This window comes from Streptomyces sp. NPDC028928, from assembly GCF_055564915.1.
Map to the genome: position 1 here is coordinate 635249 of NZ_JBVHVI010000002.1, position 24138 is coordinate 659386.

Sequence of the window (24138 nt, forward strand, 5' to 3'; positions counted from 1 at the left end):
GCCGTGAGGCGACCGTCACCGCCCGGCGGCCAGCGCCCGCGTCACCCCCGGCTCCCTCGGCCCCAGGAAGCGCGGGTCCGGCCGGAACACCGCGTCCAGCGCCGCCTTGCCCGCCGCGAACACCTCGCGCGTCCCGCCGTAGTACCAGGTCACATCGTGTTTCGCGGCCACCCCGACGCCGTACGACTCGACCCCCGCCGCCTCGCACAGCGCCACCGCCCGCCGGATGTGGAACCCCTGGCTGATCAGTACGGCCTTGTCGACGCCGAAGATCTTCTTCGCCCGGACACAGGAGTCCCAGGTGTCGAACCCGGCGTAGTCGCTGACGATCCGCGCGTCCGGCACCCCGTGCTCGGTGAGGTACGCGCGCATCGCGTCGGGCTCGTCGTAGTCCTCCCGGCTGTTGTCCCCGGTGACCAGGACCACCTCGATCCGCCCCGCCCGGTACAGCTCCGCCGCCGCGTCCAGCCGGTGCGCGAGGTACGGCGACGGCTCGCCCTGCCACAGCCCGGCCCCGAACACCACCGCGACCTCGGTGCGCGGCACGTCCGCCGCCGTCCGCAGCCGGTCCGCCGTGGACACATACAGCCAGGTCGACGGCAGCAGCGCCAGCACACACCCGGCCATCACGGCCTGCACCAGCCGCCGCTGCCCGGCCCGCGTGCGCGGCCATCGCGGCCGACGGATCCTCATACGGTCCCCCCTGATCGCCTCCGACCAAGGAGGACGCCGGCGACACCGATCCGGTTCGCCTCACACCGTGCACCCGTACGACGTGAACCCACGGAAAATACCCGTGACGGCCGCGCAACGGGCACGCAACGTGTTCCCGTCAGGATCCTTCCATGACGGCGTCCACCCCACCCCGCACCAGCAGCCGGCTCGTCTCCCCGCTCGGCCGCCGCCGCCCGGCCCCGCCCGCCCTCGTGCTGGTCGCCCACGGCAGCCGCGACCCCCGGGCGCTCACCACCGTACGGGCCCTCATGGCCCGGGTCCGCGCGCTGCGCCCCGGCCTCCCCGTCCACCTGGGCCACATCGAGCTGAACGAACCCCTGCTCCCCGACACCCTCGCCGCCCTCGGTGACACCCCCGCCGTCCTCGTCCCCCTCCTCCTCGGCCGCGGCTACCACGTCAAGCAGGACATCCCGGAGATGGCCGCGGCAGCCTCCGGCGACACCCGCACGGCCCCGCCCCTCGGCCCGCACCCCCTGCTCGCCGAGGCCCTGCACGCCCGCCTGCTGGAGGCCGGCTGGCCCCCCGTCATGGACTCCGCCGCCCGCCGCGAGACCGCCGTCGTCCTCGCCGCGGCCGGCTCCCGCGACCCCGACTCGGCCACCGACACCCGCCGCACGGCCCGCCTGCTGTCCGCCCGCCTGGGCGTCCCGGTGATCCCCGCGTACGCCTCGGCGGCGAGCCCGACGGTGCCGACCGCGTTGCGCGCCTTGGCGGCGAGGGGCCGCCACAGGGTGGCAGTGGCTTCTTGTTTCGCGGCCCCCGGCCGCTTCGCGACCCAGTGTGCGCAAGCAGCGCCGTGGATCGCCTCGGCCCCCTTGGGAGCCCAGGACGCGATGGCCCACCTGATCCTGCACCGCTACGACCAGAGCCTGTCGGCAAGGTCGGCTGAAGCCGCCTGAGCGGCACGGGGTGGCTTACTGTCGACACATGGAAGGCACCCCGCTCACCACGGCATACGACCCGGCGTCAGTCGAACGCTGGGCCCCCGAACCCGACAAGCGCCCGGGCCGCACCGCCTTCCAACGCGACCGCGCCCGCGTCCTCCACTCAGCCGCCCTGCGCCGCCTCGCAGGCAAGACGCAGGTGGTGACCCCGGGAACCCGGAGCCAGATCTGGGACGCCAGCCCCAGGACCCGCCTCACCCACTCCCTCGAATGCGCCCAGGTGGGCCGGGAACTGGGCGCGGCCCTCGGCTGCGACCCGGACCTGGTCGAGGCGGCCTGCCTCTCGCACGACCTCGGTCACCCGCCCTTCGGCCACAACGGCGAACAGGCCCTGAACGAGTTCGCCGACGACTGCGGCGGTTTCGAGGGCAACGCCCAGTCCCTGAGGCTCCTCACCCGCATCGAGCCGAAACGGTTCACCGAAAACCGTTCCGTCGGCCTGAACCTCACCCGCGCCACCCTCGACGCCGCCACCAAGTACCCCTGGCCGCGCGGCACCCACCCCACCGACCCGGCGTCACGCAAGTTCGGCGTGTACGAGGACGACCGCCCGGTGTTCGACTGGGTCAGAGCGCACGCCCCCGGCACCCGCACCTGCTTCGAGGCGCAGGTCATGGACTGGTCGGACGACGTGGCCTACTCGGTGCACGACGTCGAGGACGGACTGCACGCCGGCCACATCGACCCCAACTGCCTGCACGCGGAGCCGGAACGGCAGGCGGTGTTCCAGGTCGCCGTCGGCCGGTACGTGCCCGCGGACACCGACCCGGCGGAACTCGCCGCCGCCCTGGACCGCCTCCAGGACCAGGAGTGGTGGCCGCACGGCTACGACGGCACCGCGGTCGCCCAGGCCCGCCTGAAGGACGCCACCAGCCAGCTCATCGGCCGGTTCTGCCTGGCCGCCGAGGGCGCCACGCGCGCCGCGTACGGAACCGGCCGGCTCACCCGCTACGGCGCCGCACTCGTCGTACCCCGCGAGACCCGCATGGAGTGCGCGGTGCTCAAGGCGGTCGCGGACCGGTACGTGATGCAGCGCGCGGAGCAGGAGCGGCTGCGCGCCGACCAGCGGGTGATCGTCGCGGAGCTGGCCGAGGCGCTGACCGTCCGCGCACCCGACGGCCTGGACCCCCAGTTCCGGGCGCTGTTCGACGCGGCGGCCGACGACCGGGCGCGCAAGCGGGTGATCGTCGACCAGATCGCCTCCCTCACCGACGCCTCCGCGCTCTCGCTGCACGCGAGACTGACGGGGCATATGTGAGAGGAACATGACCGGCCGTGGCCTGATCGGGTCACACCCTCTTCCCGCATCCCGCCGCGTGCGGGACGCTCGCATGTGGCGGCACCCTTACGAGGAGGCATCAAGTGGTCGACGCGGATCAGACATTCATCATCGTCGGAGGCGGTCTCGCCGGTGCGAAGGCGGCCGAGACGCTCCGCGCGGAGGGCTTCAGCGGCCGGGTGATACTGATCTGCGACGAACGCGACCACCCGTACGAGCGCCCGCCGCTGTCCAAGGGCTATCTGCTCGGCAAGGAGGAGCGCGACAGCGTCTTCGTGCACGAGCCCGCCTGGTACGCGCGGAACGACATCGAGCTGCACCTCGGCCAGACCGTGGACCGCATCGACCGTACGGCGAAGACGGTCCGCTTCGGTGACGACGGCACCCTCGTCCGCTACGACAAGCTGCTCCTGGTCACCGGTGCCGAGCCGCGCCGCCTGGACATCCCCGGCACGGACCTGGCGGGCGTCCACCACCTGCGCCGTCTCGCGCACGCCGAGCGCCTCAAGGGCGTCCTGCACCACCTCGGCCAGGAGAACGGGCACCTCGTGATCGCGGGCGCCGGCTGGATCGGCCTGGAGATCGCGGCGGCGGCCCGCGAGTACGGCGCCGAGGTCACGGTGATCGAACCGGAGCCGACCCCGCTGCACGGCGTCCTCGGTCCCGAGCTGGGCAACGTCTTCGCCCAGCTGCACCGCGAGCACGGCGTCCGCTTCCACTTCGGTGTGCGGCTCACGGAGATCGTCGGCCAGGACGGCATGGTCCTCGCGGCCCGCACGGACGACGGCGAGGAGCACCCGGCGCACGACGTCCTCGCGGCGATCGGCGCGGCCCCGCGGACCGCGCTCGCGGAGGCGGCGGGCCTGGAGATCGCCGACCGGGCGCACGGCGGCGGCATCGTCGTCGACGAACGGCTGCGCACGTCCGACCCCGACATCTACGCGGCCGGCGACGTGGCGTCCTTCCCGCTGGCCCTGTTCGACACCCGGCTGCGGGTGGAGCACTGGGCGAACGCCCTGAACGGCGGCCCGGCGGCGGCGCGCGCGATGCTCGGCCAGGACGTCACCTACGACCGGGTGCCGTACTTCTTCACCGACCAGTACGACCTGGGCATGGAGTACAGCGGGTGGGCGCCGCCGGGGGCGTACGACGAGGTGGTGATCCGGGGTGACGCGGGGAAGCGGGAGTTCATCGCGTTCTGGGTGAAGGAGGGACGCGTGCTGGCCGGGATGAACGTGAACGTGTGGGATGTCACAGAGCAGATCCAGAACCTGATCCGTTCCCGGGCCCGGGTGAACATCGAGGCCCTCTCCGACCCGCACGTACCCCTGGACGGCCTCGCCTCCTGACCTCCACCCGACCTCCGGGAGCACCGGGACTGTCACCGCACCCCCGTAGAATTCACGCGTGGCAGGACGGATCAACGACGAGGACGTGAAGGCGGTACGGGACGCGGTCCCGATCGACGCCGTGGTCTCCGAGTACCTCCAGCTGCGCAACGCGGGCGGCGGCAACCTCAAGGGCCTGTGCCCGTTCCACGACGAGAAGTCGCCGTCCTTCCAGGTCAGCCCGAGCAAGGGACTCTTCCACTGCTTCGGCTGCCAGGAGGGCGGCGACACCATCACCTTCGTGATGAAGGTGGACCACCTCTCCTTCTCGGAGGCGGTCGAGCGGCTGGCCGCGCAGGCCGGCATCACGCTGCGGTACGAGGAGGGCGGGTACAACCCGGCGCACCAGCGCGGCGAGCGGATCCGCCTGGTCGAGGCGCACAAGATCGCCGCGCAGTGGTACGCGGAGCAGCTCGCCACCAGCGCCGAGGCCGAGACCGGGCGGATCTTCCTCGCCGAGCGCGGTTTCGACCAGGCCGCCGCCGTCCACTTCGGCGTCGGCTACAGCCCGCAGGGCTGGGACCACCTCACCCGCTATCTGCGCGGCAAGGGCTTCACCGACAAGGAGCTGGTCCTCTCCGGCCTGTCGCAGGAGGGCCGCCGGGGCCCCATCGACCGTTTCCGGGGCCGTCTGATGTGGCCGATCCGGGACATCGGCGGCGAGGTCGTCGGCTTCGGCGCCCGGAAGCTGTACGAGGCGGACACGGGCCCGAAGTACCTCAACACCCCCGAGACGCCGATCTACAAGAAGAGCCAGGTGCTGTACGGCATCGACCTGGCGAAGAAGGAGATCGCGAAGTCCAGCCGTGCGGTGGTGGTCGAGGGCTACACGGACGTGATGGCCTGCCACCTGGCCGGTGTCACGACGGCCATCGCGACCTGCGGTACGGCCTTCGGCGGCGAGCACATCAAGATCCTGCGCCGGCTGCTGATGGACAACGGCAGCGCCCGCGTGATCTTCACCTTCGACGGTGACGCGGCCGGGCAGAAGGCCGCGCTGCGCGCCTTCGAGGACGACCAGAAGTTCGCGGCGGAGACGTACATCGCGATCGCGCCGGACGGCATGGACCCGTGCGACCTGCGCCTCGCCAAGGGCGACGAGGCGGTGGCGGACCTGGTCGAACCGCGCACGCCCCTCTTCGAGTTCGCGCTGCGCCAGATCGTGAGCCGGTACGACCTGGACACCCCGGCGGGGCGCGCCGCGGCCCTGGACGAGGCCGCCCCGATCGTCGCCAAGATCAAGAACAGTGGCGCGCAGCACGAGGTCGCCGTCGAGCTGGCCGGCATGCTCGGCATCCTCGACACCCAGTTCGTGGTCCGCCGGGTCGCCCAGCTGGCCCGCTGGGCCCGCGACGGCAAGGGCCCCCAGCAGGAGGACCGGCGCCGCCGGCCCGAACAGCAGTGGCCCGAGTCCCCGCGCCCCACGAACTCCGGCCCCGCGCTCACCTTGCGCAACCCGGTCTACGCCACCGAGCGGGAACTGCTCAAACTCGCTCTCCAGCGCCCTGAGCTGGTCTCCCCGGCCTTCGACGCCTACGGCGTGGACGAGTTCACCGCTCCTCCCTACGCGGCGGTGCGCCAGGCGATCGCCGAAGCGGGAGGCGCCGAGTACGGCGTCCAGGACCCGCAGGAGTACCTGGTCCGCGTCCGCGAGGCGGCCCCCGACGACACGGTCCGGGCGATGGTGACGGAGCTGGCGGTGGAGGCGATCATGCGCCGTACGGTCGACGAGACCTACGCCGGCGAGCAGTTGGTCACCGTCCGTCGCCGTGCCGTGGCCCGCCGGCTCGCCGACCTCCAGAGCGCCCTGACCCGGCTCGGGCACTCCGATCCGGCGCAGTCGGCCGCCATCCAGAACGAGATGATGATTCTCACCAGGTACGACAGGGCCCTGCAGGACGAGGGTCCGTCGGCCCTCTAGCCACCGGGATGACCAGCCGGTCACGGACCGGACGCAAAAAGTCACCGCACGACCCTCGTGGCGGGGTTGTGTCGTACCCCACACTGGGGGCGGTGCCCCAGCCTCGGAGCGCACGCTGCCGCACACCTTCAGCAGCGATCATCCTGGAGGTCGCCCCCGTGCAGACCCAGACCCTCGCCCAGACCCACCGCAGCACCAGCGCCACCGGTACCACCGCGGACGAGCCGGACGCGGACACGGACGTCCTCGCGGCCGTACCCCCGCAGAGCCGTGCCGCCCTGCACCCGGAGGCCGTGCGGGCACAGACGGTGGAGCCGTCCGCCGACGCGCTCGCGGACGAGCCCGAGGAACCCGTCGAGGTTCCCGTCGTCGCGCGCCCCGAGTCCGGCGGGCCCTCCGCCGACCTGTTCCGCCAGTACCTGCGCGAGATCGGCCGTATCCCGCTGCTCACCGCCGCCGAGGAGGTGGAACTCGCCCGCCGGGTGGAGGCCGGCCTGTTCGCGGAGGAGAAGCTGGGCAGCACCCCCGACCTGGACAGCGAGCTGGCGCTCGACCTGGACCGGCTCGTCGTCATGGGCCGGGTGGCCAAGCGGCGGCTCATCGAGGCGAACCTGCGGCTCGTCGTCTCCGTGGCCAAGCGGTACGTCGGCCGCGGCCTGACCATGCTGGACCTCGTCCAGGAGGGCAACCTCGGGCTGATCCGGGCCGTGGAGAAGTTCGACTACGCGCGCGGCTACAAGTTCTCCACCTACGCCACCTGGTGGATCCGCCAGGCCATGTCCCGGGCGCTCGCCGACCAGGCCCGCACCATCCGCGTCCCGGTCCACGTCGTGGAGCTGATCAACCGGGTCGTCCGCGTCCAGCGGCGGATGCTCCAGGAGCGCGGTTACGAGCCCACGCCGGAGGAGGTCGCCGCCCACCTGGACCTGCCGCCCGAGCGGGTCGGCGAGGTGCTGCGCCTCGCCCAGGAGCCGGTGTCGCTGCACGCCCCGGTCGGCGAGGAGGACGACGTCGCGCTCGGCGACCTCATCGAGGACGGCGACGCGACCAGCCCGGTGGAGTCCGCCGCCTTCCTGCTGCTGCGCGAGCACCTGGAGGCCGTCCTGTCCACGCTCGGCGAGCGCGAGCGGAAGGTCGTCCAGCTCCGGTACGGCCTGGTCGACGGCCGCCCGCGCACCCTGGAGGAGATCGGCCGCATCTTCGGCGTGACCCGCGAGCGGATACGGCAGATCGAGTCCAAGACCCTGAACAAGCTCCGCGACCACGCGTTCGCGGACCAGCTGAGGGGCTACCTGGACTGAGGGGCTACCTGGACTGAGGGGCCGCCGCCCGCGCGGCGGCCCCCCTCGCCTAGTCGACCTCGGCGACCGCCTGCGCGAACTGGGCCTTGTACAGCCGGGCGTACGCCCCGTCCGCCGCCAACAGCTCGGTGTGCGCGCCCTGTTCCACGATGGACCCGTTCTCCATCACGAGGATCGTGTCCGCGTCCCGGATCGTGGAGAGCCGGTGGGCGATCACGAACGACGTGCGGCCCGCCGCCAGCTTGGCCATCGCCTTCTGGATCAGCACCTCCGTGCGCGTGTCCACGGAACTCGTCGCCTCGTCCAGGACGAGGATCACCGGGTCGGACAGGAACGCCCGCGCGATGGTGATCAGCTGCTTCTCACCGGCGCTGACGCCCGTGCCCTCGTCGTCGATCACGGTGTCGTAGCCGTCGGGGAGGGTGCGGATGAACCGGTCCGCGTGCGCCGCCCGGGCCGCCTCCTCGATCTCACCGCGGGTGACCTCGCGCGAGGCGCCGTAGGCGATGTTCTCCGCGATGGTGCCGCCGAACAGCCAGGTGTCCTGGAGCACCATGCCGATCCCGGACCGCAGTTCGTCCCGGGTCATCCTCCGGATGTCGACCCCGTCCAGGGTGATCCGGCCGCCGGAGACGTCGTAGAACCGCATCAGCAGGTTGACCAGCGTGGTCTTGCCCGCGCCGGTCGGGCCGACGATCGCCACCGTGTGCCCGGGCTCCACCGTCAGCGACAGGTCCTCGATCAGCGGCTTCTCCGGGTCGTACCGGAACGACACGTGCTCCAGGCGCACCCGCCCGCGCAGCTCCTCCGGCCGCTCGCCCGGCACCGGATCCGCCTCCTGCTCCTCCGCGTCCAGGAGTTCGAAGATCCGCTCGGCCGAGGCGACACCGGACTGCACCAGGTTCGCCATCGACGCGACCTGGGTCAGCGGCATCGAGAACTGCCGCGAGTACTGGATGAAGGCCTGCACGTCACCGATGGACAGGGCACCGGAAGCGACCCGAAGACCGCCGACGACCGCCACCAGCACGTAGTTCAGGTTCGACACGAACATCATCAGCGGCTGCATGACACCACTGTTGAACTGCGCCTTGAACGCGGCCTCGTACAGCGCCTCGTTCTGCTCGGCGAACTGCTCGGCCGACTCCTCCTGCCGCCCGAACACCTTCACCAGGGTGTGCCCGGTGTACATCTCCTCGATGTGCGCGTTCAGCTTGCCGGTGGAGCGCCACTGCTGCACGAAGTGCGGCTGCGACCGCTTGCCGACCCGGGTGGCGACCACGAACGACAGCGGTACGGTCACGAGCGCGACCAGCGCCAGGATCCAGGACACCCAGAACATCATCGCGAGCACGCCGATGATGGTCAGCACCGAGTTGATCAGCTGGCCCATCGACTGCTGGAGCGTCTGCCCGATGTTGTCGATGTCGTTGGTCGCCCGGGACAGCACCTCACCGCGCTGCCGCTTGTCGAAGTACGACAGCGGCAGCCGCGACAGCTTCGTCTGCACGTCCTCCCGCAGCCGGTACATCGTGCGGTTCACGGCCCGGTTCACCAGCCGGGTCGCGACCGCCATCAGCAGGCCCGCGACCAGGAACGTGCCGAGCGCGAGCAGCAGGACGTCCCCGACGGCACCGAAGTCGATGCCCTGGCCGGGCGTGAAGTCGGTGCCCTTCAGCATGTCCGCGACCTGGCCCTGGCCGCGCTCGCGCATGGAGTCGAGCACCTGCTCCTTGGTGGCCCCGTCCGGCATCCGCCGGCCGATGATGCCGGCGAACACCAGGTCGGTGGCCCGGCCGAGGATCTTCGGGCCGATCACGTTGAGACCCACGCTGATGACCACGCACGCCAGCAGGCCGTAGATGGTGAGCCGTTCCGGTTTGAACTGGGCGACGAGCCGTTTGCCCGACCCCTTGAAGTCCATCGAGCGCTGGTCGGGGCCGCCCCCGGCCATCATGCGTCCCATGGGCCCGGCCATCAGGCGGCCTCCGCTTCCGTCAGCTGGGAGAGCACGATCTCCCGGTAGGTCTCGTTGGATGCCATCAGCTCGGCGTGCCGGCCGGTGCCGACCACCCGGCCCTCGTCCAGCACGATGATCCGGTCCGCGTCCCGGATGGTCGCCACCCGCTGGGCGACGATCACGACGGTCGCCTCGGCGGTCTCCCGGGCGAGCGCCGCGCGCAGGGCCGCGTCCGTGGCGTAGTCGAGCGCGGAGAAGGAGTCGTCGAAGAGGTAGATCTCCGGGCGCTGCACCAGCGTGCGGGCGATGGCGAGCCGCTGCCGCTGGCCGCCGGAGACATTGGTGCCTCCCTGCGCGATCGGCGCGTCCAGGCCGCCCTCCAGCTTGCTGACGAAGTCCTTGGCCTGCGCCACCTCCAGCGCGTGCCACAGCTCCTCGTCGGTGGCGTCCGGATTGCCGTAGCGAAGGTTCGTGGCGACGGTGCCCGCGAACAGGTACGGCTTCTGCGGTACGAGCCCGACGGTCTTCGCGAGCAGCCGCGGGTCGACCTCCTGGACGTCCGTGCCGTTGACCAGGACCTCGCCCTCGGTGGCGTCGAACAGCCGCGGGACGAGTCCGAGCAGCGTCGACTTGCCGCTGCCGGTGGAGCCGATCACGGCGGTCGTCTCGCCCGGCCGGGCCACCAGGTCGACGGACCTCAGCACCGGCTCCTCGGCACCCGGGTAGCGGAAGCCCGCGCCCCGGATCTCCAGGTGCCCGTGCGCGCGCAGCTCGGTGACGGGGGACTTCGGCGGTACGACGCTGGAATCGGTGCCAAGGACCTCCTGGATGCGCTCGGCGCACACCTCCGCGCGCGGCACCATCATGAACATGAAGGTGGCCATCATCACGGACATCACGATCTGCATCAGATAGGCGAGGAACGCGGTGAGGTCGCCGATGGCCATCCCGCCGCTGTCGATCCGGTGGGCGCCGAACCACACCACCGCGATGGACGACACGTTCACCACGGTCATCACGATCGGGAACATCAGGGCGAGCATCCGGCCGGTGGCCAGCTGCATGTCGGTCAGCTCGGCGTTGGCCTTCCCGAACCGGCCCTGCTCGTACTCGTCCCGGACGAAGGCGCGGATCACCCGGTTGCCGGTGATCTGCTCACGCAGCACCCGGTTCACCGTGTCCAGCCGGACCTGCATCGACCGGAACAGCGGACGCAGCCGGCGCACGATCAGCGTCACGGAGACGCCGAGCACCGGCACGACCGCGACCAGGACCGCGGACAGCGGCACGTCCAGGCCGAGCGCCAGCACGATCCCGCCCACGCACATGATGGGCGCCGACACCATCAGCGTGAACGTCATCAGGGCCAGCATCTGGACCTGCTGCACGTCGTTGGTCGTACGGGTGATGAGGGAGGGCGCCCCGAAGTGACCCACCTCACGCGCGGAGAAGGACTGGACCCGGTCGAAGACGGCCCCGCGCACGTCCCGACCGAGCGCGGAGGCGGTCCGCGCGCCGTAGTACACGGCACCGATGTTGCACACCACCTGCACCAGCGAGACACCGATCATGAGGGCGCCGAAGGACAGGATGTAACCCGTGTCCCCCTTCACGACACCGTTGTCGATGATGTCCGCGTTCAGAGTGGGCAGGTAGAGGGTGGCGCAGGTCTGCAGGAACTGCAGCACCACCAGCAAGGCGATGGGTTTCTTGTAGGGCCTGAGATAGGTCCGCAGAAGTCGTATGAGCACGCTACGTCTCTCGGAGTCGGCGACAGGGGCTGGACGGTTGCCCTTGGCCCCTATCGTCGGACACTCCACCCGCGTTACCTCAACCGATTAACTCCACCCGGTTCAGGGACGGAACGCTCCCGGATGGGTCTGCTCCCGCACCGCGGTGAACTGCTGCCGCACCGCCTGCCCCACGGGCAGCTCCTCACCGGGCTCCAGCACCTGCGCCGCCGCGCCCTGCCAGGCCGGCGGGGTCCGCGGGTCGAGTGTGCCCTGCGACACACCGAGCGCCCAGGCCGCCTGCCGGGCCGCGCCGATCGCCGTGTAGTCCGCGGGCTGCGGTACGACGACCTGCGCGCCGAACAGCGACGGCGCCGAGGCCTGCACGGCGGGCAGCTCGGCGGCCGGGCCGAGCAGGAAGATCCGCCGCACCTCCACGCCCCGCCCGCGCAGCACGTCCAGCGCGTCGGCGAGCCCGCACAGCATGCCCTCGAACGCGGCCCGCGCCAGGTGCTCGGGCTTCATCGACTCGCGCCGCAGCCCCGCGAGGGTCCCCGCGGTGTGCGGCAGGCTCGGCGTCCGCTCGCCCTCCAGGTAGGGCAGCAGCACCAGCCCGTGCGAGCCCGGCGTGGACTTCATCGCCAGGTCGGACAGGCTCTCCAGGTCCGGCAGGCCGAGGAGTTCGGCGGTGCCGCGCAGGGTGCGCACGGCGTTCAGGGTGGTGACGACCGGCAGGTGCATGCCGGTGGCGTCGGCCAGCGAGGTGATCATCCCGCTCTGGTCGGCGAGCGCCTCCGGGTGGACGGCCATCACCGACCCGGACGCCCCCAGCGACACGACCGCGTCCCCGAGGCCGATGCCCAGCCCGAACGCGGCGGCCATGGTCTCCCCGGTGCCCGCGGAGATCAGCAGCCCCTCCGGGGTGGTGCCGGCCGCGTCCGCCGGGCCGATCACCTCCGGCAGCATCGCCTGGTGGCCGAGCGCCAGTTCGACCAGGTCGGGCCGGTAGGCGCCGGTGGCCGCCGACCAGTACCCGGTGCCGGAGGCCCCGCCGCGGTCGGTGGTCCGGCGCAGCGGCCGGCCGAGCAGCTGCCAGACCAGCCAGTCGTGGGCCTGGAGCAGCACGGCCGTGCGCCGCGCGTTCTCCGGTTCGTTCTTCGCGAGCCAGCGCAGCTTGGTGACCGGCTGGGCCGCCTGCGGCACACAGCCGACGGCCTGCGCCCAGGCCTCCTTGCCGCCCAGCGCGTCCACCAGGTCCGCGGCCGCGACCTGGGCGCGCTTGTCCGCGCCGACCAGGGCCGGGCGGACGGTGTTGCCCTGGGCGTCCAGCGGCACGACCGCGTTCTGCTGGGACGCGACCCCGATGGCCTGCACGCCCTCCAGCAGGCCGCCGCCGGCCGCCTCCCCGAGGGAGAGCAGCCAGGCCTGCGGGTCGACGTCGCTCGGGCGTCCCTCCATCGGGTGCGGGGCGTACCCCTGCCGTAGTACGGCACCGGTGTCCGTGTCGCAGACCACGATGCGCGTGAACTCCGGTGAGCTGTCCAAACCGGCGACTATCCCCATGCCAAGGAATTTTGCCGTATCGGCGGGGGTGCCGGTGATCCGCCGGGCGGCGGGTTCCCGCCCCCTACGTGTTGCTCGTACCCCAGTCGTCCTCGCCGTGGCCGTCGACGTTGCGCTCCCGCAGTGAGCGGACCCGCTGGGCCACCGACTCCGGGACCCGGTCGCCGACCTTGTGGCCGACTGTGTGGAAGGCCTTGCCGGCGTAGACCCGGCCCTGCTGGGCGGCGGTCTCGGCGGTGTTCCGCACCGCGGGGTTCTGCGCGATCTGTCGGGCCGACTTCTTCAGCTGCTCGTAGCGCTCGCGTCCGGCCCTCGTGCCGAGTACGTAACCGAGGGCCAGTCCGGCGAGGAACGTGAGCCGGTAGCGCATGGCTGCCACCCTTCCCGTGCGTAGGTCTCTGGTGCGGCGCTGGCGCCGGGGGATACCGATTGGCGGAGCACCCCCCTGCTTGCGCTAATGTATGTGTCGCAGCGAGCGCCCGCCCCCTGGCGAATACCCGGGTAGGTACGTTCGATGCAATCGAGGCGATCCTCCGTAGCTCAATTGGCAGAGCAGCCGGCTGTTAACCGGCAGGTTACTGGTTCGAGTCCAGTCGGGGGAGCTTCGGTCCTCCGTAGCTCAATTGGCAGAGCAGCCGGCTGTTAACCGGCAGGTTACTGGTTCGAGTCCAGTCGGGGGAGCGCAGTGAACGAGGACCCCTTGGGGGTCCTTTTTCATGTCCGCGGGAACCGCCGCACCCGCGGCGGTGTCCTCAAGGTCATGAGCAGCGCAGAAGCCGACCATCCGAGGCAGGAGATCGTATGAGCGGCTATGCTGCGGCAGACGGCGCGCACACTTGTACGCGACACGCCGCTATGGGGCGGTAGCTCAGCCGGTTAGAGCAGCGGACTCATAATCCGTCGGCCGTGGGTTCGAGTCCCACCCGCCCCACCAGGCACCACAGGCGCAGAAACGATGTGACCTGTGGTGGTGCGGGGACGGTGGCCGCCACGCCGAGACGGCGGCCACCGTTCACCCGAGCGGGGCCGAGATCGTCAGTGGGTCGCCCCGACGGCGACGTCGATGTCCGTCTCGTGGGCCAGCGCGGTCGACAGGACGATGCGCAGGCCCTTCGCGGTGATCTCCACCGGGAGCGAGGGTGCCTGGCCCCGTGCGACGGCGGGCATCTCGGGGGTGTGCGGGATGTGGACGAAGCCGCCGCGCCGCTGCTTGCCCTCGGTGGCCAGCAGGTGCATCAGACCGTAGAAGACGTGGTTGCACACGAAGGTCCCGGCGGTCTGGGACAGCTCGGCGTACATGCCGTTCTTCTGCACCTCCGCGGCGCAGCGCTTGATCGGGAGGCTGGAGAAGTAGGCGTTGGGGCCGTCGGCGACGATGGGCTCGCCGCTCGGCGTACGGCCGGCGTTGTCGGCGACGGGACAGTCGTCGACGTTGATGGCGACACGCTCGATCGAGATGCCCCAGCGGCCGGAGAGGCCGAGCGACATGACGAGGGCCGGGTCCGTCTCCAGTACCGCCTCGCGCAGCACCTTCAGCGACTCGCCGTACTTGCAGGGCAGTTGGACGGCCTTCACCTCGGCGCCGTCCGGCGGGTTCTTCTCCAGCAGCTGGGCCGCGGCCCAGGAGGGGTTGTAGGTGTCCTTGTCGAACGGCTCGAAGCCCGTCACCAGTACACGGGTCATGTGAACTTCCTTTCGGTGGGGTGGAGTTGCTAGTCGATGCGGACGGAGGCGCCGTTCATCTGGGCCTGGCCGCCGGGCAGGACCCAGCCCTCGTACTGGCCGAAGCAGCCGCCGTTGGGGTAGATGTAGGCCGTCTTGTCCGTGTGGTTGACGACGGACACCATGAAGCCGCCCGCCGGGTAGCAGCCGCTCGGGTTGGTGTACGGCCTGCCGTTGATGATCAGCGTGCCGTTGGCCGTCCCGGCGCCGGTGCCGGAGGCGGCCATGGCGGGGGTGCAGGCCGCTCCGGAGAGGGCGGTGATGAGGGTGGCGCCGGCGACGGCGAGGAACTTGCGCAAAGATTCTGTCCTTTCTGTGGCGGATTCGTGCTGCCGTGCGGTTTACTCCCCGTTTGTTTGATTTGTTGTGCTTCCTTTGCCGAGTGTTCGCCCGGGCAGACGCATCGTCAGGCGTACGTCACCGCAGGGTCGCTGGGCAGTGCGCGGCGTCGCTGGAGGACGGCGACGGCGGTCGCGGACAGGGTGCCGAGCGCGGCGCAGCACACCCAGGGCAGCCAGGCCCGGCCGCTCGCCCCGGCCCGGTCCATCACCCATCCGACCCCGCTGGTGCAGGCTGCGCCGACGGTGCCGGACAGGACGTAGAACAGGCCGAAGTAGGTGCCCGTCATGCGGTCGGTGGCGTAGCGCGCGACCAGTTCCATGGTGGGTGGCTGGGCGACCATCACGCCCAGGTGGAGCAGGAGGGAGCCGAGCAGGAGCGGGGCGAGGTGTACGGCGGTGTCGAGTGCCCCGGCGGCCGGGGTGGCGTCGTCCGTCAGGGCCGGGGGGAGGAAGCCGAGCGCCATCAGCAGGACGCCGGGGGCGATCCACGTCTCGGTGCCGCCCCGCAGCCGGATCAGGGTGGTGACGCGGAGCTGGAGGAGCAGGTTCGCCACCGTGCCGACCAGGGGCAGCAGTGCCGCGGCGCCGTTCCAGCCGGAGGTGTGGCGGGCGCTCTCGGTGAAGAGCAGGTACACCTGGTTCTCCAGCGCCGACATGCCCGACATGGTGAGCGCGAAGGCCAGGAAGGCGTGGTTGCCCAGGGCCTCGCGCCAGTCGCGTAACACGGGGCGGGCGGCGGGGCGGACGTGGTGCTCGGGGAGCGCGAAGAGCTGAGCCACCGTCAGGAGGGCGAAGACGGCGGCCGCGGCGAGCGCGGTGACCCGGAAGTCGATGAGGCACAGCGCGCTGCCCAGCAGCAGGCCGAGCAGCCCGCCGGTGGTGGCGAAGACGTTGAACAGGGCGAACGCCTCGGTCTTGCGGTCGCCGGCGGCCTCCGCGACGTAGGCGCGCACCGCGGGGTAGAACAACGCGCCCGCCAGTCCGCTGAGCACCGAGGCGGCCAGCGCGGTAGCCGCGCCGTCACCGAAGGCGAAGAGTGCGAAACCGGCCGTGCGCACCGCGCAGCCGAACGGGATGACCCGGTGCGCGCCCAGCCGGTCCGCCGCCGTGCCGCCCACCACGAACAGGCCGTGCTGGCTGAGCTGGCGGGCGCCCAGGACGGCGCCGGTGGCCGCCGCGGACAGGTGGAGGTCGTCGCTGAGGTGGGTGGAGAGGTAGGGGATCAGGAGGTAGAAGCCGACGTCGATGCCGAGTTGGTTGACGAGGAGCAGACGGATGGTCGGCGGAAAGCTTCGAACGGTTCGGAAGGTGTGCATGGCGCTTCCCTCGGCGCCGCCGCTCCCGGGGGAGGGGGCGCGGGTGTTCGTGCGTTTCCTTGACGACCGTAAGCGTCTTTGCAGGACTTCGGCCCGAATGCAGCAATAAGCACCCATACCGGCGACTTGCCGCTGATGAGCCAACTATCAGCTGGTTTGACGTCAATGCGCGGGCACGCGAACGTGCGACGCCGTGGTGAATCTCGCGGCGCCCGTGCGTCGCTCAGCGCGGGCGCGGGAAGCGAGGGAGCGTGGAACGAACCTCATCGCCGCAAGGACCCGAACCACAGCAGCCGTTATCCAGGGCCATACCGGCCGCCCCCGACGCCGTGCGCCGGGAGGAGCGCAAACTCCGCAGACACCTGGGCTTCTGGGCGCTGACGGCGGTCGGCTTCAGTGACATCGTCGGCTCCGGCTGGCTGTTCAGCGCGATGTACGCGGCACAGACCGCGGGGCCCCTGTCCCTGCTGTCCTGGCTGGCCGCCGGCGCGCTGGCCATGCTCGTCGCCCTGGTCCTGGTGGACCTCGCGGCCCGGATGCCGGAGGCGGGCGGCACGGTGCGCTGGCCGCTGTACGCCAACGGTCCGCTCGTCGCCGGGGTCATCAGCTGGGCGGTGCTGCTGTCCGTCGGCGCGAACGCGGCCGAGGTCACCGCGACCGTGCAGTACCTGACCCGCTGGTTCCCGGAACTGCACGCGCACGGCCGGCTGAGCTGGCCGGGGGTCGGTGTCGCGGTCGCCTGCACCCTGGTGTTCGCCACCCTCAACTGGTTCGGCGTACGCCTCTTCACCCGGGTGAACATCGTCCTGACCCTCGTCAAGACGTCCGTGCCGGTCCTGACCGTCGTCCTGCTGCTGGCCTCCGGCTTCCACCCGCACCGGCTCACCGACCACGGCGGCTTCGCCCCCTACGGCTGGTCCGCGGGCCTGGCCGCCCTCTCGGCGGGCGGGGTCATCTACGCCGTGAACGGCTTCCAGGCGCCCGTCGACCTGGCGGGGGAGGCCCGCGATCCCCGACGGCACCTGCGCAGGGCGGTGCCGACCGCCATCGGGCTGGCCATCCTGCTGTACACCGGTCTCCAGCTCGCCTTCCTCCTCGCCGTCCCGGACAGCGCTCTCGCCCACGGCTGGCGGGGCGTGGACTTCACCTCCCCGTTCGGCCAGCTGGCGCTGCTGATCAACCTGCACTGGCTGGCCATGCTGCTGTACGCCGACGCCGTCGTCTCACCCGGCGGCGCGACCTTCGTCGGGGTCGGCATCAACGCCCGGCGGACGTACGCGCTCGCCAAGAACGGCATGCTGCCCCGCTGGTTCCTGAACGTCCACGCGGGCTCCGGCATCCCGCGCCGCGCGCTCGCCCTGAACGTCACGGTGATGACGGTCTACCTGCTCCCGTTCGGCACCTGGCAGGACGTCGTCGGCACCCTCGGCAACCTCTTCCTGCTCGTGTACGCCACCTCCGCCGTCGCCTCGGCCGCCCTGCGCCCCGCCGGACAGCCCGCCGGCGCGATGCGCTGGGTCGCCCCGCTCAGCTTCCTCGTGGCCACCCTGTTCGTGTACTGGTCCACCTGGCACCGCCTGCACCTGACCCTGCCCCTCGCCCTGGCCGGCGTGCCGCTGTCCTGGCTGGTCCGCTCCGGCCGGGGCCGGTTCCCGCTGCGCCGGGAGCTGCGGGACGGCGCCTGGCTGCCGGTGTGGCTGGCGGGACTGCTGTGCTGCTCCGCGCTCGGCTCCTTCGGCGGCTCCGGACTGCTCCGGCAGCCCTACGACAGCCTCGTTGTCGTCGTCTTCGCCGCCGGGGTGTTCGAGTGGGCGGTGCGCTCCGGCCGCCGGTATGTGGCCGACGACCGCTCTACCGACCCGAGTTGACCGCTCCTACGCTGGTCAGGCACCAGGAGCGACGCCAACCGACACCCCCTGCCTGGAGGGCGGCATGACGGTCAGCAACGGTTCGGGAACTCCACGCCCCGCGCTCGCCGACGGGGTCGTCGTCACCGTCGCCGGCACCGGCGAACCCGGGTACGGCGGCGACGGCGGGCCCGCGGTCAAGGCGGTACTGAACCAGCCCCGAGCGCTCGCCGTGGACCCGTCCTCCGGCGCCTGGTACGTCGCCGAGTGGAAGGGGCACCGCGTCCGGCGCGTCGACCGCAACGGCACCATCACCACCTTCGCCGGCACCGGCGAGCCGGGCTACGGCGGCGACGGCGGCCCCGCCGACGAAGCCCGGCTGAACGAGCCCGGCGGGCTGGTCGTCGGCCCCGACGGCGCCCTGTACGTCGCCGACTACTGGAACCACCGCATCCGGCGCATCGACCGGGACGGCGTCATCACCACCGTCGCCGGCACCGGCGAGGCCGGCTACGCCGGTGACGGGGGCCCCGCCGCCGCGGCCCGGTTCACCGAGCCCCGGGGGCTCGCCCTGGGCGCCGACGGGACCCTGTACGTCGCCGAGTGGGGCGGGCACCGGGTCCGGGCCATCGGCGCCGACGGCGTGATCCGGACCGTGGCCGGCACCGGCGAACCGGGCTCCGGCGCGGACGCCGTGCCCGGCCCCGCCAGTGCCCTGCACCATCCGATCGACCTCGCCGTCGACACCGACGGCCGGCTGTACATAGCCGACTGCTTCTCGCACCGGGTGCGGGTGGTGGAGCCGGACGGTGTGATCAGTACCGTCGCGGGCACCGGTGAACCCGGCGCCGAGGACGGGCGGTTGCACCAGCCGCGCGGGGTCGACCTCGACGGTGCTGGTTCGCTGTACATAGCCGACTCCCTCAACGAGCGTGTGTGTGCGCGGACTTCGGACGGTGTGCTGCATCTCGTGGCCGGGGGCCCGCCCTCCCACGAGGTGGAGGGCGGGCCCGCGTCGGGCGTTCGGCTGCGGCTGCCACGGGCGCTCGTCCTGCCCGCGGACGGGGGCCTGCTGGTGGCGGAGACCGACAGCCATCGGGTTCGGTTGGTCAGGCCGGGTCAGTAGGCGTAGCTGGACTGGCTGTTGCCCGCGGTGACGTGGGTGAACGGGTTCTGCTCCCCCTCCTGCGGGAAGATCGTGACGTACTGGTCGTTGTCGTTCAGGTCGTGGGTGGTGGTGTCACCGCCGCCGAGCTGGCCGTGGTTGTTCAGACCCCAGCCGATGATGTCGTTGGTCTTTCCTTGGTCACCGGTCCGTACGGCGAGGCCGTAGCCCTTGCCCGCCGAAATCGACGCCACCGAGGGCAGGTTGACGGCTTCCTGGGCGCTCGTCCGGGTGATCTTCGTGCCGTCGGCGAGCTGCCCGTTGTCGTTGTTGCCCCAGCCGTAGACCTTGTTGTCGGAGTAGAGCGCGTAGGCGTGGTCCCAGCCGGCGGCGATGTCCAGCACGGTCGGACCCGTGCCCTGGGCCGTCTCCGTCCCCGCCTCCGTCCCGCCGGTCTGGTCGGACGGGTTCGTCTGACCGGTCTGACTCGCGGGCAGGCCCTGGACCTGGACCGGCTTGTTGCTGGAAGCGACGTCGCCCTTGTCCTTGTTGATACCGAGCTGACCCACTGAGTTGTCACCCCAGGCCCAGACCGTGCCGTCGGACTTCACGGCCAGGCTGTAGTCGCAGCCGGCGGCGATCTCCGTCACGTCGGTGAGGCCGGGGATCTCGGCCGGGGTGTTGCGGTCCGTGTTCTTGCCGTCACCGAGCTGGCCCAGGTTGTTCTTGCCCCAGGTCATCACGGTGTTCTTGTCGGTGAGGAGCATGCTGTGGTTGCATCCGGCCGCGACCTGCTTGCCGCCGTGCATGCTCTGGACCAGCTTGGGGACCGAGCGGGTGGTGTTCGAGTGGTCGCCGACCTGGCCGTTGTCGTTGAGGCCCCAGGCGTAGACGCCGTCGGCCTTGCCGGTGTCCGTGCGCAGGGCGAGTACGTGCTGGCCGCCCGCGGCCACGTCCTTGATGTTGGTGAGCCCCGGCACCTTGCCCAGGGAGGCGTTGTGGTCGGGGTCGTTGGGTCCCGTGCCGAGCTGTCCCTTGTCGTTCTGGCCCCACGTCCACACGGTGTTGTCGGAGCGCCGGACCACGGCGAAGCCCCAGCCGTCGCTGGCGCCTCCACCGGCTGCGATCTCCTGGACGTCCTGCTTGGGCAGGGACGGGACGGGTGCCGGCGCGTACCGCTCGGCGGTCAGCGAATTGCCCAGCTGTCCACCGGCGTTGGCGCCCCACGAGTACACCAGCGGGTCGTTCCCCTCGGCGGGGAGGGCGGGGGCCGCTGCCGCACCCAGAACGGTCGCGGTGGCTATGACGGTCAGGGTGGCGCGCAGGCGCAGCCCACGGGTCTTGGAGTTCATGGGATTTCCGTTCTCTCGGGCACCACGGCGTAAGCCTGGCGCCGAAGTTGGGGGAGGTCCGCCCTCTCGCTTCGGGGCGTCCAGCAACATGTCTGCCGCGTCCCAATCGCTTTTCGGCCTCCGACGACCCGAGTTCACGCCTTTGGGCGGTGGCCGCCCGGACCTTGGCTACGCCAAAGTCCCGTCCGCTTGAGGCCAGTCGGAGTCACTTCGCTGCAATCGGCGCAAAACGGGGCAAGTTCGAATGGCGGCGATCAACGACGTGCCGGAGTGTGAGACCGGCGGCCCCCCTCCGGGTGTGGCTCTGTGGCCGCCGCCCCTCCCCCCTCACGACCGAAGGAGAACCATGCGTGTTCCCGTTGTGCGCCGTGCCCTGCTCGCGGCCGGACTCGTCACCGTGGCGGGCGTCTCCGCCCTGGGCCTCGGCAGCCTGACCCCGGTCGCCGCCGTGCCCACGGCGGCGGTGGCCAAGGCGGCCGACCCGCTGCCCGGGTCGGAGTCGTCCAGCCCGGCGGCCTCGTTCAGCCCCGCGCCCAAGCCCGACACCCAGACGGCGCCGCCGCCGGCGGACCCCGGACAGCCCAAGCCGCCGTCGATCGGTTCGGGCTCACCCGTGCCGTCGCCCCCCGGCACCAACCCCTGCGCCAGTGCGGGCATCAACGGCATCCCGGCGAGCGAACAGTGCGGGGCCATCGCGAAGAACCAGCAGGCCAACGACAAGTGCCAGGTGGACAACTTCCACAAGTGCAGCGAGCCCATCACGGGCGAGACGCAGAAGGCCTGGCAGAAGGACCAGAACACCTACCAGCAGAAGCACGAGGACTTCGACGCCGTCTCCCGGTCCGCGGCTCCGGAAGACGGAGTCGGCCAGCAGTGCCACGTCACCTCGGGCATGCGCGACCGGCTGACCGACGACCAGGTCATCGTGCCGCAGTCCTCCTGGTGGACCTGCTGACCCCCCAAGACCGCCCAGGCCACGCCCCCTCACTTCGTGCAAGGAGACACACATGCCCCGACGCCCCCTGACGTATGCCCTGTCCGTGCTGCTCGGCAGCTCGCTCGCGCTGGGCGCCCTGCCCGCCGGCGCGCACGCCGAGGACTCGGTCGACGTGCCGATCGAGAACCCGGACCTGGCCCTGCCCAACGTGCCGACCGGCGCCCAGAACACGGCGCCGAACGCATGGGACGGCCAGAACACCGCGCTGTTCTCCGCCGCCCTCGCGCAGCACCCCGCGAAACTCCAGGCGGCCTCGCTCACCAGGAACGGCGCCGCCGGCACGCTCAGCACCCGACTGTGGCGCGTACAGAAGGGCTCCGAGGTCACCGTGACCTGGGACGACAGCCCCAGCCCGCTCACGGGCTGCGGGACCGACGACCCCACCAAGGGACAGCAGTACCGTGTGGCCGTCGCCGGCACACAGGGTGAATCGGCGCAGGACGTCACCACGGACACCACCACGTCCGGCAAGCCGCACTGGCACGAGGGACGCTCGTACTCCTTCACGGCCGCGGAGAACAACCCGAAGATCAGCTGGTCCTACCCCAAGGCGTCCAAGTGCGGCCCGTTGGTCACCCACTTCCGGGCCCGGCAGAACCCGGCTCCGGTGCCGTACGACCTCAAGAAGGCGCGGCTGCCCATGCCCGAGGCGTACCAGGGACGCATGCCCACCGAACCCAGACTGGTGGTGCAGAGCTGCCTTGCGGGCCCCAAGACCTGCCACTTCGAGAAGGACGACCGGTACTCCTACCGGTACTACGACCGGCCCCGCATGGTCGGCCAGGCGTACATCAACTGCACCCGCAACGCCATCACCGACGAGCGCCCGGTGAACTGGGAGGAGCTGCCGTACGACAACGTCACCCAGTACTTCGCGGCGCACGAGAACGACGCGCAGAAGCCGCAGGTCGGTCCGCAGGGTGTGCAAACGGCCACCCAGCAGCAGCCGCACTCGACCAACCTGCTGAAGGGCTACCAGAACGTCGCCACTCAGATCGCGGCCGGCTTCACCCGTGCCGACGGCAACCCGCTGGAGATGGAGACGAACAACCCGCTGCTCTACGGGCGCAAGGAGCAGCGCACGCTCTCCGTCACCGTGCAGCCCGGCGAAGTCAGCTGGGTCGAGGTCCAGGCGGCCCGGGAACGGCTCGCCGGCACCCTGATCAACGACGCCAAGCACGAGCGGATGGACGTCTTCGCCGACGTGCCCTCCGGCTCCTTCGGTGACCGCTTCTACCAGCGCACCGGCCCGATGAGCAAGGTCGAGCTGGCCCGTTGCGCCGACGCCCGCGACAACTCCCGCACCCCGGACAACACCATCGGCGCGCCCACGCTGCGGACCGCCCCGCACCTGGTGCCGGCCGGCGCGGCGCCCAAGGGCATCAAGACCCACACCGTTCCGCTGACCGCCGACGGCTCCCTCGCCCGCGACTGACCACCCACGAAAGGACACACCCATGGCACACACCGCGCGACCCGCCCGGCGCCGGCGATCGGCAACCCGTCGCACGCTCGTCCTGCTTCCCGTCCTGTCCGCCCTCACCCTGACCGCCGCGCTCCCCTCCGCGGCCGCACCCCTGAGCGGCCCGGCCGCGGGCTACGGCATCGAGGCGATGCCGACACCGCGGGCCTTCGACGGGAAGAAGCCGCTGAAGTCGGTGGACGAGGTGACCTCCCTGTGCGGACAGCGGGAACGGTACAGCTGCTCCTTCAAGCTGGACCCCGAGCGCAAGCGGGAGTTCACCAGCGCCGTCTACTCGGTGTCCAACGGCGCCATCAACTGCACCAGCTCGGACATGACCGTCAAGCGCACGGTCGAGCTGGACACCACCAGCACCGACAACCTCGGTGGCGAGATCTCCGGCAGCGGCACCATCGAGGGCACCGCCTGGACCGACAACGAGGTCAGCGGCTCGGCCACCGGTGAGGTCCAGGCGCAGCAGACGCTCCAGAACGCGGCGAAGGGCAGCGCCACCAAGGAGAACACCAGCAAGAGCAGCCAGACCAACCACTCGGCGCCCAAGGACAAGGGCCCCAACCAGGACACCACCTCGGAGAGCACGTCCAGCGTGAGCGCCACCGTGGAGGACACGGTCACCACCACGGCCCAGATGAGCGAGAAGGGCAGCACCACCGGCGCGTTCAAGAGCCTGATCCACCTGGCGCTGCGCGGCGCGTTCACCGCCGCCTTCAAGGGCACCTGGAACCACACCTGGAGCATGACCAACACCGAGACCACCGAGGTCACGTTCACGCTCAAGCCCAACGACGAGATCCAGTTCGGCGCCCTCAACTCCATGTCCCGCATCGTCGGCGACCTGCACGTGGACGGCACCGGCAAGCTGGTCAAGGACATCGCGGTGGACGGCCCGTCGACCACCAACTCCTCCACCGTCGTCGCGCAGACCTACACCAACCCCGACAAGTGCCAGACGGTGCGCCCGTCCGGTGCCACCGCCAAGCAGCCGGACGACAACGGCAAGCGCAGAAGCCTCCAGCGCAGCGTCCCGCCGCGCGCCGGCGGCGGCCAGCGCAAGCCCACCGGGACGTACGTCCTGCAGAGGGGAGGCACCTGGCGGAAGATCGCGTGACGCCGGGAGCAGATGGGGCGGCCGGGGCCGGGACCTCTCCGGCCGC

The 24138-nt window shown here is 71.3% G+C and carries 19 protein-coding genes and 3 tRNA genes; 13 read left to right on the forward strand and 9 right to left on the reverse strand.

Annotated features, from left to right (window positions below; translation table 11 throughout):
• Nucleotides 1–15: 15 nt before the first annotated feature.
• Nucleotides 16–693, reverse strand: a complete 678-nt coding sequence (locus ACZ4U1_RS08695; RefSeq protein ID WP_467901312.1) for a SanA/YdcF family protein — start codon at nucleotides 691–693, stop codon at nucleotides 16–18.
• A 152-nt stretch (nucleotides 694–845) separates the two neighbouring features.
• Between ACZ4U1_RS08695 and ACZ4U1_RS08700 the strand changes: the two genes are divergently transcribed.
• The 5 genes from ACZ4U1_RS08700 (at nucleotide 846) to ACZ4U1_RS08720 (ending at nucleotide 7568) form a co-directional block, all read left to right on the forward strand.
• The gene (locus ACZ4U1_RS08700; RefSeq protein ID WP_467901315.1) at nucleotides 846–1634 is read left to right on the forward strand and encodes a sirohydrochlorin chelatase; all 789 of its coding nucleotides are present in this window, start codon (nucleotides 846–848) and stop codon (nucleotides 1632–1634) included.
• A 28-nt stretch (nucleotides 1635–1662) separates the two neighbouring features.
• Nucleotides 1663–2937, forward strand: a complete 1275-nt coding sequence (locus tag ACZ4U1_RS08705; RefSeq protein WP_467901318.1) for a deoxyguanosinetriphosphate triphosphohydrolase — start codon at nucleotides 1663–1665, stop codon at nucleotides 2935–2937.
• Nucleotides 2938–3041: 104 nt separating this feature from the next.
• Nucleotides 3042–4307: an NAD(P)/FAD-dependent oxidoreductase gene (locus ACZ4U1_RS08710; RefSeq protein ID WP_467901320.1), complete on the forward strand. Its 1266-nt coding sequence runs from the start codon at nucleotides 3042–3044 to the stop codon at nucleotides 4305–4307.
• A 58-nt stretch (nucleotides 4308–4365) separates the two neighbouring features.
• Nucleotides 4366–6267 (forward strand): DNA primase, encoded by a 1902-nt coding sequence (dnaG, locus tag ACZ4U1_RS08715; RefSeq protein ID WP_467901322.1) that lies wholly within the window; start codon nucleotides 4366–4368, stop codon nucleotides 6265–6267.
• Between the two features lie 8 nt (nucleotides 6268–6275).
• Nucleotides 6276–7568: an RNA polymerase sigma factor gene (locus ACZ4U1_RS08720; RefSeq protein ID WP_467901324.1), complete on the forward strand. Its 1293-nt coding sequence runs from the start codon at nucleotides 6276–6278 to the stop codon at nucleotides 7566–7568.
• A 49-nt stretch (nucleotides 7569–7617) separates the two neighbouring features.
• On the opposite strand, the gene ACZ4U1_RS08725 is transcribed toward ACZ4U1_RS08720, so the two are convergent.
• The 4 genes from ACZ4U1_RS08725 to ACZ4U1_RS08740 form a co-directional block, all read right to left on the reverse strand.
• Nucleotides 7618–9546 (reverse strand): ABC transporter ATP-binding protein, encoded by a 1929-nt coding sequence (locus ACZ4U1_RS08725; protein ID WP_467901328.1) that lies wholly within the window; start codon nucleotides 9544–9546, stop codon nucleotides 7618–7620.
• Nucleotides 9546–11279, reverse strand: a complete 1734-nt coding sequence (locus ACZ4U1_RS08730; protein WP_467901330.1) for an ABC transporter ATP-binding protein — start codon at nucleotides 11277–11279, stop codon at nucleotides 9546–9548. The genes ACZ4U1_RS08725 and ACZ4U1_RS08730 overlap by 1 nt, the downstream gene beginning before the upstream one ends.
• Before the next feature lie 102 nt (nucleotides 11280–11381).
• Nucleotides 11382–12821 (reverse strand): xylulokinase, encoded by a 1440-nt coding sequence (locus tag ACZ4U1_RS08735; RefSeq protein WP_467901332.1) that lies wholly within the window; start codon nucleotides 12819–12821, stop codon nucleotides 11382–11384.
• A 64-nt stretch (nucleotides 12822–12885) separates the two neighbouring features.
• The gene (locus ACZ4U1_RS08740) at nucleotides 12886–13191 is read right to left on the reverse strand and encodes a YtxH domain-containing protein (RefSeq protein WP_467901334.1); all 306 of its coding nucleotides are present in this window, start codon (nucleotides 13189–13191) and stop codon (nucleotides 12886–12888) included.
• 159 nt (nucleotides 13192–13350) lie between these two features.
• Here ACZ4U1_RS08740 and ACZ4U1_RS08745 point away from each other — a divergent pair.
• From ACZ4U1_RS08745 to ACZ4U1_RS08755, 3 genes are all read left to right on the forward strand, one after another.
• A tRNA-Asn gene (locus ACZ4U1_RS08745) sits at nucleotides 13351–13423 on the forward strand.
• 6 nt (nucleotides 13424–13429) lie between these two features.
• Nucleotides 13430–13502 (forward strand) — tRNA-Asn (locus ACZ4U1_RS08750).
• 176 nt (nucleotides 13503–13678) lie between these two features.
• A tRNA-Ile gene (locus ACZ4U1_RS08755) sits at nucleotides 13679–13755 on the forward strand.
• Between the two features lie 101 nt (nucleotides 13756–13856).
• Here ACZ4U1_RS08755 and pcp read toward each other — a convergent pair.
• From pcp to ACZ4U1_RS08770, 3 genes are all read right to left on the reverse strand, one after another.
• On the reverse strand, nucleotides 13857–14504 hold the full coding sequence (gene pcp / locus ACZ4U1_RS08760) for a pyroglutamyl-peptidase I (RefSeq protein ID WP_467901335.1): 648 nt from the start codon (nucleotides 14502–14504) through the stop codon (nucleotides 13857–13859).
• A 29-nt stretch (nucleotides 14505–14533) separates the two neighbouring features.
• A complete protein-coding gene (locus tag ACZ4U1_RS08765) occupies nucleotides 14534–14842 on the reverse strand; it encodes a hypothetical protein (protein WP_467901337.1) in 309 nt (102 codons plus the stop codon).
• Between the two features lie 107 nt (nucleotides 14843–14949).
• Nucleotides 14950–16200, reverse strand: a complete 1251-nt coding sequence (locus ACZ4U1_RS08770) for an MFS transporter (protein WP_467901339.1) — start codon at nucleotides 16198–16200, stop codon at nucleotides 14950–14952.
• A gap of 329 nt (nucleotides 16201–16529) precedes the next feature.
• On the opposite strand from ACZ4U1_RS08770, the gene ACZ4U1_RS08775 reads away from it, so the two are divergent.
• Both ACZ4U1_RS08775 and ACZ4U1_RS08780 read left to right on the forward strand, forming a co-directional pair.
• Nucleotides 16530–18068: an APC family permease gene (locus ACZ4U1_RS08775; protein ID WP_467901341.1), complete on the forward strand. Its 1539-nt coding sequence runs from the start codon at nucleotides 16530–16532 to the stop codon at nucleotides 18066–18068.
• A 64-nt stretch (nucleotides 18069–18132) separates the two neighbouring features.
• Complete coding sequence (locus ACZ4U1_RS08780; RefSeq protein WP_467901342.1) at nucleotides 18133–19173, forward strand: NHL domain-containing protein; 1041 nt, start codon at nucleotides 18133–18135, stop codon at nucleotides 19171–19173.
• Here the strand turns inward: ACZ4U1_RS08780 and ACZ4U1_RS08785 are convergent.
• A complete protein-coding gene (locus tag ACZ4U1_RS08785; RefSeq protein WP_467901344.1) occupies nucleotides 19167–20504 on the reverse strand; it encodes an RCC1 domain-containing protein in 1338 nt (445 codons plus the stop codon). The genes ACZ4U1_RS08780 and ACZ4U1_RS08785 overlap by 7 nt on opposite strands.
• Nucleotides 20505–20850: 346 nt before the next feature.
• On the opposite strand from ACZ4U1_RS08785, the gene ACZ4U1_RS08790 reads away from it, so the two are divergent.
• The 3 genes from ACZ4U1_RS08790 to ACZ4U1_RS08800 are packed head-to-tail and all read left to right on the forward strand — an operon-like array spanning nucleotide 20851 to nucleotide 24092.
• Nucleotides 20851–21459: a hypothetical protein gene (locus tag ACZ4U1_RS08790; protein WP_467901345.1), complete on the forward strand. Its 609-nt coding sequence runs from the start codon at nucleotides 20851–20853 to the stop codon at nucleotides 21457–21459.
• A gap of 52 nt (nucleotides 21460–21511) precedes the next feature.
• Nucleotides 21512–22936 (forward strand): hypothetical protein, encoded by a 1425-nt coding sequence (locus ACZ4U1_RS08795; RefSeq protein ID WP_467901347.1) that lies wholly within the window; start codon nucleotides 21512–21514, stop codon nucleotides 22934–22936.
• A gap of 22 nt (nucleotides 22937–22958) precedes the next feature.
• Nucleotides 22959–24092 (forward strand): hypothetical protein, encoded by a 1134-nt coding sequence (locus tag ACZ4U1_RS08800; RefSeq protein WP_467901349.1) that lies wholly within the window; start codon nucleotides 22959–22961, stop codon nucleotides 24090–24092.
• Nucleotides 24093–24138 lie beyond the last annotated feature (46 nt).